Raw genomic sequence first — 1,773 nt, forward strand, 5'->3', positions numbered from 1 at the left:
GAGCTTGGGGGAGCGCGTGCCAGACGCCGCGGGGCAGGCGGGAATTGTCAGACAGGCCCTAGGGCGGCTGTGCCTGTGCGCCCGCTCGTACAGGAGGCCGGGGCGATGTCCGGATCTTTGTTGCTTCTGCCAGTACGACGGTCTGTCAGGGGCCGTAGAGACTGCCAGACACGGGCTCGGCGTGTCCCGCAGGCGATGGGCCGAGGCCACGGAGATGGCGTCGCACAGAGGAGGACATCACGGTGAGCATGCAGCAGTACGACGAGATCGGTGAGGCGTACGAGGGGTTCAAGTCCCTGCCGCTGGAGCAGTACGTGGTGGTGCCCGGCTTCCTGGCCATGGTCGGGGACGTGCGCGGCAAGTCGGTCCTCGATCTGGCCTCCGGCACGGGCTTCTACAGCAGGGAGTTCAAGCGGCGCGGCGCCACGGAGGTGCTCGGCATCGACATCTCCGGTGAAATGGTCGCCGTGGCGGAGCAGTTGGAGAAGCACGACCCGCTGGGTGTGCGCTACGAAGTGGGCGACGTGGCCGAACTGCGGCCCTTGGAGGAGCGCTTCGACATCGCCTTGGGCGTCCAGCTGCTCAACTACGCGGAGGACATCGCCACCACGGAACGGATGTGCCGCAACGTGCACCGAAGCCTGACGCCCGGCGGCGCGTTCTTCCTGCTCAACCAGTCGCCCGACTACCGCTTCGACGGGCCGACCCCGGAAAGGTACGGCTTCCGCACCGAGCTCACCGGTGAGGAGGTCGAGACCGGACCGCGGGTCCGGACCACGGCGCTGCTCGACCCGCCGGTCTCGTTCGTCGCCAATCGTCCGCGCCGCGAGGTGTACGAGAACAGCCTGCGCTCGGCCGGGTTCAGCGAGGTCACCTGGGTTCCGCTGACCGTGTCGGAGGCCGGAGTGCGCGAGTTCGGTGCGGACCACTGGGCGGACTTCCACGCCAATCCCCCGCTGGAGATGCTGCGCTGCCGCGCCTGACGACCGACCGGGCAGCCCCGGGGAGCCGGTCAGGGTGCGCCGGTCAGGGTGCAGGGAAGGAGAGGCGGACGCCGTGCCGTTCCTCGGCGCTGCGGAGGGTCGGGACCAGGGTCCTGCGGAGCGCGTCGGCCTCGGCGGCGTGGTCGGCGAGGAATCGGGTGCGCAGCCGTTCGCGGATCGGTTCGCGGACGGCTTCGACCGGGCGCATGCAGTCGGCGTACGCGCCGCCCAGGGCGCGGTTCTCGCGCGGGACGTCGGCCGGGGCGGCGGAGTGCAGGCGGGTGTCGGTGTGGCGGAAGAAGCCGTCCTCGTCGGGGACGTCGATGCCGTGGCGGGCGAGGCAGTCGGGCAGGGCGGCCATGGCCTTGACCGTGGCGGGGTCACTGCTCAGGGAGTTGAGTTCCTTGAACCAGTCGGCCTGGAGCCGTACGTAGGTCTTGCGCAGCGCGTCGGCGGCGGCAGCGCCTTCGTCCCGGCAGCGGCGCACCTCACCGGGGGTGCCGGAGCGGTCCCCGGCGGCAGGAGCCGCGGGCATGGGGACCTCGGCGCTGTGGCTGAAGCCGTGCCGGGCGATGAAGTCCAGGTCGGGCAGCTCGAAGAAGCGGATGAACGCGGGCGGCGGGGCGTCCTGCGGGAGGCCGAAGCCGCCCTTGGACGCGCACGAGGCCGTGACGGTGTGGGCCACTTGCTGCCCGAACGTGTCCAGCCCCTGCGTCCAGCGGGCCTCGGCGCCGGTCGCCGGGAAGAGCATGCGTACGGGGTCGTCCGGCAGCGTGTGGGTGACTCGGGC

Annotated in this window: 2 protein-coding genes; one reads left to right on the plus strand and one right to left on the minus strand. The window is 71.2% G+C overall.

The annotated features are described in order from the left end of the window. Positions 1-242 precede the first annotated feature (242 nt). Positions 243-983, plus strand: coding sequence for a class I SAM-dependent methyltransferase (locus HTZ82_RS00990; RefSeq protein ID WP_175407319.1), 741 nt, complete (start codon positions 243-245; stop codon positions 981-983). Between the two features lie 43 nt (positions 984-1,026). On the opposite strand, the gene HTZ82_RS00995 is transcribed toward HTZ82_RS00990, so the two are convergent. Then, positions 1,027-1,773, minus strand: a 747-nt coding sequence (locus tag HTZ82_RS00995) for a hypothetical protein (protein WP_175407320.1), incomplete at its 5' end; no start/stop codon positions are given.

The sequence above is a fragment of the Streptomyces sp. TRM64462 genome (assembly GCF_013362995.1).
In the GTDB taxonomy this organism is placed as follows: Bacteria; Actinomycetota; Actinomycetes; order Streptomycetales; family Streptomycetaceae; genus Streptomyces.